Below are 8,869 nucleotides of genomic sequence, written 5' to 3' on the forward strand. Positions count from 1 at the left end.
AGCACAACCCACCCCCACAGACAGCCAACCCACCACAACCAACAGGCACTTACTGTCCCACACCCACCCCGAACGACTTCGCCAGCAGAGTCACCGCCTCGACTTCCCACTCCCGGCCGTTCCGCGTCCTCCGCTGCCTCAGCCGGCCTCGCCCGCGACGCCGGCGAGGATGCTGCGGCCGTCACCACCGCGGAGCGCCAACGCGGCCGGGACCACGGCGGCCGCGAGGCCGATGGCGGCGCAGGTGGCGAGGAGTTCGCCGAGGGTGGCCCACGGGACCACCGCGGGCGTCGGGCCGACCAGCTGCCGCAGAGCCGCCCAGGAGCCGCCGATGCTGATGGCCGAGGCGACCGCGCCCACCAGGGCACCGGCGCCGACGCAGAGCAGGGTCTCGGTCGCGACTGCTCGCAGGACCTGGCCCCGGGTGGCGCCCGCCAGGCGCAGCATCGCCAGTTCGCGGCGACGGTCGCCCAGCGTCATCACCAGGGTGTTGGCCAGCGCCACCAGGGCGTAGAGCACCGACAGGCCGAGGATCATCAGCATGCCGTTCTTGGAGCTCTCCTGGTTGGCGTCGGTCGCCGCGGCCGAGACCTCGTCGGGGGTGCTGATCCGGGCGCCGAGGCCGACGACGGCGGCGTGCAGGGCGCGGGACGTGGCCGCGCGGTCGGCGCCGGGGGCGAGTTTGACGATGATGCGGGACGGCAGGGCGGCTCCGGCGCCGGCGTCGGAGGTGTCCAGGTACGCCTGGGTGCTGTCCGCGCCCGCCTGGAGGACGGCCGCGACCTTGAGGCGCTTCCGCGTCCCGTCGGCGAGCCAGGTGCTGACCTCGTCACCCGCGCGTGGGTTCCCGGGCCAGACGGTGTTGACGATGATCGAGCCGGGCCGGAGGTCGGCCGCGGAGCCGCTGACGACCGGGAGTTCGGCGACCGCGTCGAGACCGGCCGCGTCGACCGCCGCCGCCTGGAGGGCGAGGGCGCTCGGCCCCTGCTCCTCCGCGTAGACGGTGGTCGGGGTGGAGGCCACGGCGGTGATGCCGGGGACGGCCCGGACCTGGTCGACCACGGGCCGGGCGAGGCCCGGGGTCCCGGCCGGGGAGATCACCCAGTCGGTCCGGGAGAGCTGCCGCCCGACGGCGCTGACCTGGGCCGCGTTGATCGTCCCGATGGTGCCGAGCAGGCAGCCGGCCAGGCTGACCACGATGACCACGGGGGTGGTCGTCGCGGCCGTGCGGCGGAAGGCGGTCAGGGCACCCTGGCGGGCGGTGGACCAGACGGCGCCGCCGACGTCGTCCGCGCCGTCCACCGAGTCGTTCGCCGTGCGGGAGAACCGCGCGGGCAGGCCGGTCAGCAGGCGGATCACCGGCCCGGCGAGCACGCCGGCCAGGGTGACGAAGGCGCCGACGATCACCAGGACCAGCGAGGCGGAGGCGGCCGCGTTGGACCCGGCCTCCGGCTGCATGGTCGCGGTGCCGCTGACGGCCACCACGCCCACCGCGAGGGCCAGCCCGCCGACCACCCAGCGGAAGCGGTTCGCCCCCTTGGGGCTGCGCTCGACGGCGGCCTCGCGCAGCGCCTCGCCGGGGCTGATCAGTCCGGCCCGGACGGAGGAGACGACCACGCCGACGAGGGCGGTGAGCAGCCCGACCGAGGCCGCCGCGACGAGCGCCCAGCCGGCCACCGGCACGGTGAAGTCGGAGCTGACGATGCCCCGGGAGACCAGCCACTCCCGGCACAGCGGGGCGCCGACCAGGCCCAGCCCGCAGCCCGCCGCCGAGGCGAGCACGCCCACCAGCACGGCCTCCGCGTAGATGAGCCGGCGCAGCTGGCGGCGGGTGGAGCCGATCAGCCGGAGCAGGGCGAGCTCGCGGCGCCGCTGGGCGACGGACAGGGCGAAGGTGCCGGCGACCACGAACACGGCGACGAAGCCGGCCACCCCGGCGGCCAGGCCGAGCGGCGTGTCCACGTTGTCCATCTGGCTGAGCAGGAAGGCGTGGTGCGGGTCCGCGGTGGCCCGCTCCTTGCCGGTGAGGACGGCGGCCCGCCCGGGACCCCGGCCCGCCTCGGCGACCGCCCGGCGCACGGCGTCGGCCGGCCCGTAGGCGGCCAGCGCGTCGACCTCCGGGGAGATCCGGGCGGCCTCGGCGTCGGTGAAGAACACCGCGTGCTCGAACGGCACCGCGCCGGTGACGCCGGTGACGGTGACCTCGCGCGGCCCGTCGGCCGTCAGCAGCGGCAGGGTGCGGCCGATCAGTCCGGCCTCCCCGCCGCCGACCACGACCTGCCCGGCCCCGGCGGGGGCGGCGCCCGCGGTCAGCAGCTGGCCGCCGGCCTCGGCGGCCGACCAGCCGCGCCCGACCTGGTCGGCCGGGCCGCCGGCCAGCTGGGCGTAGAAGGTGTGGTCCTCGATCACCCGGCCGGTGCGGGCGACCGCGGCCACCAGCTCCGGGGTCAGGCCCGGCTGCCGGGCCACCGGGGTGCTCTGGACCTGCCCCTCGCTGTCGGCGAGGTCGATGCCGGTGTCCGGGACGACGACGGCGGGCGCGCCGGACCAGCGCTGCTGCGCGAGGTCGGCGACCCCGGCGGTGGCGCCGATGACCAGCATCGCCGTGGCCATCAGGCCGACGCCGAGGCAGAGCGCGACGAAGGTGCCGACGAAGGACGTCCAGCGGACCCGGAGGGTGGACAGGGCGACGCTCAGCACGCCAGGGCCTCCAGGCTCGTCATCCGGGCGGCGACGCGCTCGGCCGTCGGCTGCTCCAGGGAGCCCGCGAGCCGGCCGTCGGTCAGGAAGACCACGCGGTCCGCGTACGAGGCGGCGACCGGGTCGTGGGTGACCATGACGACGGCGCGCCCGGCGTCGTCGGCCAGGCCGCGGAGCAGGGCGAGCACCTCGCGCCCGCTCCTGGTGTCCAGCGCGCCGGTCGGTTCGTCGGCCAGGACGACGGCGGGCCGGCTGATCAGGGCGCGGGCGATGGCGACCCGCTGCTGCTGGCCGCCGGACAGCTCGCCGGGGCGGTGGCCGGCCCGCTCGGCCAGGCCGACCGAGCCCAGTGCGGCCAGCACCTCGGCCTTGCCGGGGCGGCGGCCGGCCAGCTTCGGCGGGAGCGCGACGTTCTGCGCGGCGGTGAGGGAGGGGAGCAGGTTGAAGGACTGGAAGACGAAGCCGATCCGCTCCCGGCGGAGCAGGGTCAGCTCCTTGTCCTTGAGGCCGCCCAGCTCGGTGCCGTCGACCAGCACCTGGCCGCCGTCGATGCCCTCCAGGCCGGCCGCGGCGCGCAGCAGGGTGGACTTGCCGGAGCCGGACGGGCCCATGACGGCGGTGAAGGTGCCGAACGGGAAGCCGAGGCTCACCCCGTCGAGGCCGACGACGGGCTCGGGGCCGGAGCGGTAGGTCTTGGAAACGGAGCGGAGTTCGACGGCGAATTCCGAGCCGCGGGCTGTGGCGGTCATGGCAGCAAGTACACCTTCCGGCCCAGGGGGTGGGCAATGAAGCGGAGTTCTGTTTCCGGGGTGCAGCGCACTACACCCCGGGGCTGCGGAAAACAGCAGTCGGCGCCCGTCCGGGAAGCCTGGGAAGGCGTCCGGAAGGCCCCCGACGGAATGCCGTCCGGCCGGTGCCGAGCCTGCCCCGGGGACGTATAGAGCACCTATAGCGGGCGTCCCCAGACTCACTCCGTATCAAGGGCACGTGTGCGGGCCGACCGCCTCGTGCGACACCAGCCTCAAGTGATCGGGGACCCGGCTGTGGCCGAGCTGAACGTTGACACGCAGACCTACCTCGTCGTCCTCAACGACGAGGAGCAGTACTCGATCTGGTGGGCCGACCGGGCGCTCCCGGCGGGCTGGCGCGGGGAGGGCTTCGCCGGCAGCAAGGAGGAGTGCCTGGCCCGGATCGGCGAGGTGTGGACCGACATGCGCCCGCTGAGCCTGCGCCTGCGGATGGCCGAGGCCGCCGCGGCCGGGACCACGGCCGCGAGCGTCGCCGCCGGGACCGCCGCGGCCGGGACCGTCGCCGGCTGAGCCCGGCGCAGCAGCTGATCCGCCCCTTAGTGACCGAGCGAGGAGCTCTCGTGGCACGGCAGTCCTTTGTGCATCACCTTTTCGCGAACTCGGTGGAACGGGTTCCCGACTCGGTCGCCGTATTCGACGGCCACCACGAGGTCGGCCGTCGCGACATCGACGAGCGGGCCGACCGGATCGCCGGATTCCTGGCCGGTTCCGGAATCGGTCCGGAATCGGTGGTCGGAGTCCGCCTTCCGGCCGGCGCCGACCTGGTCGCCGCCGTCCTCGGCGTGTGGCGGGCCGGTGCCGCCGTGCTGCCGCTGGACGCCGACGGGCGGGACGGCGCGGCCGGGGCCGTCGCCGATCTGGTCCTGACGGACGGCCGGGAGGGCGACGCGGCCGCCGGGAGCACTCTCGCCGAGGCGCTGCGCGCGGCCGCGATCGCCGCACCCGTGGACGTCGAACCGACGGCCGCCGCCTGGATCGCCCCCGGCGCGGACGGCGCCCCCGCGGCCGTGCTCGACCACGCCACCGTCGTCAACCAGGTCGGCTGGCTGGCCGAGGACCACGGCCTCGACGCCACCGACCGGGTCCTCGTCACCGGTCCCGCCGGTGCGGCCACCTGGGCGCTGTTCGCCGCGCTCACCGCCGACGCGACCGCCGTCCTGCCCGCCCCGGCGCCGCACCCGGCCGGGCTGCTGGACGCCGCCGCCGGGCAGCGGGCCACCGTGCTCGTCGCCCCCGCCGCCGCCCTGGCCGGGGCCGCCTACGCCGAGGCCGCCGGTTCCCCGGCGGCGGACACCGCCCTCCGGCTGGTGCTCTCCCTCGGCGCCGCCCTGCCGCCGGCCGCCGGCCGCGCGCTGGCCGCCCGGGCCGAGGAGGTGCGCACCCTGCACGTCCTGGAGTCCGCCGCGCTGATCGTCACCGCCGACGACGTCGACCCCACCGGGGAGAGCGCCACCCGGGACAGCGCCACCCGCGACAGCGCCGCCCCCGTCCTCGGCCGCCCGGTCGACCAGGTCCGGGTGCTGGTCGTCGACGAGTACGGCGACCCCGTCCCGCCCGGCGTCCCCGGCGAGCTGCACGTGGCCGGCCTCGGCCTGCCGCGCGGCTGGGCCGGCGACCCGCGAACCACCGCCGACCGCCTGCGGCCCGCCTTCTTCGGCGCCCCCGGCAGCCGGATGCACGCCACCGGCACCCCGGTCCGCTGGCGCAACGACGGCACCCTGGAGCAGCTCGACGAGGCCGCCGCCGCGCCCGCGCCCGTCCCGGCCGCCTTCGCCCGCCCCGTGTACGCGGCACCGGCCACCGCCGCCGAGCGCGCCGTCGCCGGGGTCTGGTCGGAGCTGCTGGAGGTCGCCGAGGTCGGCGCGGAGGACAACTTCTTCCAGCTCGGCGGTTACTCGCTGCTGCTGACCGAGCTGGCCCGCCGTCTGCACGCCGCCACCGGCACGGCCGTCGTGCTGGCCGACCTGTTCACCGCCGTCACCGTCCGCGAGCAGGCCGCCCTGCTGACCGTCGAGGAGAGCGCGCCGACGGCCGGGGCCACCGGGGCGCAGGCCGTCCCCGGCGTCGTGCCGGTGCCCCGCGACCGCCCGCTGCCGCTCTCCTCCGGCCAGCGCCGGATCTGGCTGCTCGACACCATGGAGCCCAGCCCCGAGTGGGCCGCCCCGTTCTTCCTGCGGGTGCCCGCCGATCTGGACGCCGACACCGTCCGGCTGGTGCTCGACACCCTCGCCGACCGCCACGAGGTCCTGCGCACCCGCTACCGCACCGTCGACGGCGAGCCGGTCCAGGAGGTCGGCGAGACCCTGCCGATCGACCTGCGCACCGTCGAGGGCAGCCGCGAGCGGGTCGTGGAGCTGTTCCGGGAGCAGTTCGAGACCCCCTTCGACCTGGCCTCCGGCCGGATCTGGCGGGCCACCCTGGCCGCCACCCCGGAGACCGGGGACGAGCGGCTGCTGCTGGTGACGATCCACCACATCGCCTGCGACGGCTGGTCGGTCGCCGTGCTGGAGGACGAGTTCCGCACCCTGTGCGCCGCCCACCGGGCCGGTACCGCCCCGCACCTGCCCGAGCCCCCGGTCCAGTACGCCGACTTCGCGTCCTGGGAGCGGCAATGGCACTCCAAGGAGCGGCTGGCCGGTGAACTCGACCACTGGCGCGGCGTCCTGGACGGCCTGGTCCCGCTGGAGCTGCCCACCGACCACCCCCGTCCGGCCCGGCGCGACCCGCGCGGCGGCGTGGTGGCCTTCGGCATCCCGCCGCGGCTCATGGACGCGGTCACCCGGCTGGGGCAGAGCCGCGAGGCCACCCCGTTCATGACCCTGCTCACCGCCTTCGGCACCCTGCTCGCCCGCCACAGCGGCCAGTGGGACGTGGTCGTCGGCACGCCCGTGGCCGGGCGCGGCCGGCCCGAGGTCGAGCGGACCGTCGGCTTCTTCCTCAACTCGCTGGTGCTGCGCTGCCCGCTCGACGGCGGCCTGCCGTTCACCGAGGCGCTGGACCGGCTGCGGGCCACCTGCCTGGACGCCTTCGCGCACCAGGAGCTGTCCTTCGAGCACATCGTCGACGAGCTGAACCCGGAGCGCGACCTCTCCCGCACCCCGCTCTACCAGGTCGCCTTCAACCTCCACGACGGCCGGCTGATCGGCGGCATGCCCGACCGGGCCGACCTCGACTACCTGCACCCGGCCCGCCGGGTCGCCAAGACCGACCTCACCCTGTACGTCCGCAGCGAGGCCGACGGCACCTGGAGCGGCGTCTTCGAGTACGCCGCCGCGCTGTTCGAGCACGGCACCGTCGAGCGGCTGGCCGAGCAGTTCCTGCGGCTGCTGGAGACCTTCACCGCCGCCCCGGCCACCGCCCTCGGCGCCGCCGAACTGCTCTCCGCCCCCGAGCGGGCGCTGCTGCTCGGCGACTGGGGCACCGGTGAGCGGGCCGACTGGCCGGCCGGCACCACCCTCGACCTGATCGAGGCGCAGGCCGCCGCCACGCCGGACGCCCCGGCCGTGGTCACCGACGGCGCCACCCTGACCTACCGGGAGCTGGACGAGCGGGCCAACCGCCTCGCCCACCACCTGGCCGCCGCCGGGGCCGGACCGGAGACCGTCGTCGGCCTCTGCCTGGAGCGCGGGCCCGACCTGGTGCCCGCCCTGCTGGCGATCTGGAAGGCCGGCGCCGCCTACCTGCCGCTCGACCCGGCGCTGCCCGCCGAACGGCTGCGCCACGTGCTCGCCGACTGCGGGGCGCCGCTGCTGGTCACCGAGACCGCGCTGACCGCCACCACCGGCGGGTTCGCGGGCATCCGGATCCTGCTGGACGCGGACCGGGAGGCGATCGCCGCCCGCCCGGTCACCGCGCCCGCCCGCGCCACCGACCCGGAGCACCCGGCGTACCTCATCTACACCTCGGGCTCCACCGGCCGCCCCAAGGGCGTCACGGTGCACCACCGCGGCCTCGCCAACCACCTGCGCTGGGCCGCCCGCGACCTGGTCCGGGGCCCCGGCGGCGCGCCGCTGTTCTCCTCGCTGGCCTTCGACCTGCCCGCCACCAACCTGTACGCGCCGCTGATCACCGGCCGCCCGGTGCACGTGCTGCCCGCCGACCTCGACCTGGGCCGCCTCGGCGAGACCCTCGCGGCCGGCGCGCCGTACAGCTTCGTCAAGCTCACCCCCGGCCACCTGGAGCTGCTCACCGACCAGCTGACCGGCGAGCGGGCGGCCGCGCTGGCGGACCTGGTGCTGGTGGCCGGCGAGGCGCTGCCCGCGCGCACCGCCAACCACTGGCTGGCGGCGCTCGGCCCCGGCCGGCTGATCAACGAGTACGGGCCCACCGAAGCCTCGATCGGCTCCACGGTCCACCCGGTCGACCGGCCGCAGGAGGGCACCGTGCCGCTCGGCGGTCCGCTGCCCAACACCACGGCGTACGTGCTGGACGGGGCCGGCCGGCCCGCCCCGGTCGGCGTCGCCGGTGAACTGCACGTCGGCGGCGCGGGGCTGGCCCGGGGTTACCACGGCCGCCCCGACCTCACCGCCGAGCGCTTCGTCCCGGACCCCTACGGTCCGGCCGGCTCCCGGCTCTACCGCACCGGCGACCTGGCCCGGGTCCTGGCCGGCGGCGCGATCGAGTTCCTCGGCCGGATCGACACGCAGGTCAAGCTGCGCGGCTACCGGATCGAGCTCGGCGAGATCGAGGCGGTGCTGACCGCGAACCCGGCCGTGCGCGACGCCGTCGTCCTGGTCCGGGAGAGCGCGACCGGCGAGAAGTCGCTGGCCGCGTACGTGGTCCCGGAGGGCGGGGAGTTCGCCGCCGACACGCTGCGGGCCGACCTCGCCGCGCTGCTGCCCGAGTACATGGTGCCCGCGGCCGTCGCGAAGGTGGACCGGATCCCGCTCACCGCCAACGGCAAGGTCGACCGCCGGGCGCTGCCCGCAGTCGAGCAGGCCGCCGGTGACCGGGACGCGCCGGGCACGCCCACCGAGGAGCGGATCGCCGAGGTCTGGGCCGAGCTGCTGGGCCTGCCCTCGGTCGGCGTCCACGACAGCTTCTTCGAGCTCGGCGGGCACTCGATCCTCGCGATCCGGATGACCTCCCGGCTCCAGGACGAGTTCGACGTCGACCTCTCGATCGCGACCGTCTTCGGCCACCCGACGGTGAGCCGGCTGGCGGAGGCGGTCGAGGAGCTGATCCGGGCCGAGATCGAGCAGCTGGACGACGCCGAGCTGGGCGACCCCGAACTCGTCCCGTAGGCCCCGCCGCACCCCCGGCACCCCCACCCCCACCCCCACCTCGCACCTCGCACCGACAGCGAACGACACGCGGCAAGCGCCGACCGACAACCGGCAAGAACAAAGGGAGCAGTAGCA

Annotated in this window: 4 protein-coding genes; 2 read left to right on the top strand and 2 right to left on the bottom strand. The window is 76.2% G+C overall.

Translation table 11 applies throughout. The features are described 5' to 3' along the window. Window positions 1–138: 138 nt before the first annotated feature. Together ACIQ9P_RS19345 and ACIQ9P_RS19350 are read right to left on the bottom strand one after the other, a co-directional pair. Complete coding sequence (locus tag ACIQ9P_RS19345; RefSeq protein ID WP_402357064.1) at window positions 139–2,700, bottom strand: FtsX-like permease family protein; 2,562 nt, start codon at window positions 2,698–2,700, stop codon at window positions 139–141. Further along, a complete protein-coding gene (locus ACIQ9P_RS19350) occupies window positions 2,694–3,449 on the bottom strand; it encodes an ABC transporter ATP-binding protein (protein ID WP_402357067.1) in 756 nt (251 codons plus the stop codon). Before ACIQ9P_RS19350 ends, ACIQ9P_RS19345 begins: the two co-directional genes overlap by 7 nt. Before the next feature lie 303 nt (window positions 3,450–3,752). Here ACIQ9P_RS19350 and ACIQ9P_RS19355 point away from each other — a divergent pair, with 303 nt between their 5' ends. Together ACIQ9P_RS19355 and ACIQ9P_RS19360 are read left to right on the top strand one after the other, a co-directional pair. Beyond that, window positions 3,753–4,019 carry an MbtH family protein gene (locus tag ACIQ9P_RS19355; RefSeq protein ID WP_402357988.1) on the top strand — a complete coding sequence of 89 codons (267 nt, stop codon included), beginning with the start codon at window positions 3,753–3,755 and terminating at the stop codon, window positions 4,017–4,019. A gap of 92 nt (window positions 4,020–4,111) precedes the next feature. Then, window positions 4,112–8,752, top strand: a complete 4,641-nt coding sequence (locus ACIQ9P_RS19360; RefSeq protein ID WP_402357070.1) for an amino acid adenylation domain-containing protein — start codon at window positions 4,112–4,114, stop codon at window positions 8,750–8,752. The last annotated feature ends 117 nt before the right edge of the window (window positions 8,753–8,869 follow it).

Origin of the sequence: Kitasatospora sp. NPDC094019, from assembly GCF_044764505.1 — a bacterium.
Taxonomy (GTDB): domain Bacteria; phylum Actinomycetota; class Actinomycetes; order Streptomycetales; family Streptomycetaceae; genus Kitasatospora.